The sequence below is a fragment of the Pseudomonas sp. GQ91 genome, assembly GCF_059758795.1.
This window is the reverse complement of sequence record NZ_JCAXED010000057.1, coordinates 1-469: the sequence shown is the minus strand read 5'-3', so window position 1 is coordinate 469 and position 469 is coordinate 1. Positions and strand designations below refer to the sequence as shown.

The window sequence follows — 469 nt, the reverse complement described above, 5'->3', positions numbered from 1 at the left end:
ACCACCTTCGTTGACGGAGCTAGGCGCGCTCAGCGTGACAGTGGTGGTGTCATCGGTACCCGGAGTGTCAGTGACAGTCGTGGTGACGGTGTCAGTGCCCGGAACCAGGTTCTCGAAGTGCTCGCCGCCAGTCACTTTGGTGATTGCAGTGCTGACGGTTTGGTCGCCGGCATACACATCATTTGGCGCGAGAACCGAAACGGTACCGCTCGACTGGTTCACACCAATGGTGATGGTCTCGCCATTGCCCAGGGTCACGGTCAGCGGCTTGGTGATGTTGGTAACAGCATTACCAGCCTTGTCGACTAGCGATGCGGTGTAAACGATTTGACCACCTTCACCCACGGTGTTGGTGGCAGTCAGCACAACCTTCACATCATCGATGGTGTCATTGACGACGGTGGTTGCACCGTTATCAGCGATTTCCAGTTTTTCGAAGTTACCGCCGGTTGCGTCGGTAATTTTGACG

Annotated in this window: 1 protein-coding gene; it reads right to left on the bottom strand. The window is 55.9% G+C overall.

Annotated features, from left to right (window positions below; translation table 11 throughout):
* A partial coding sequence (locus tag AC6CIA_RS26390) for an immunoglobulin-like domain-containing protein (protein ID WP_498316090.1) occupies window positions 1-469 on the bottom strand: 469 nt, incomplete at both ends.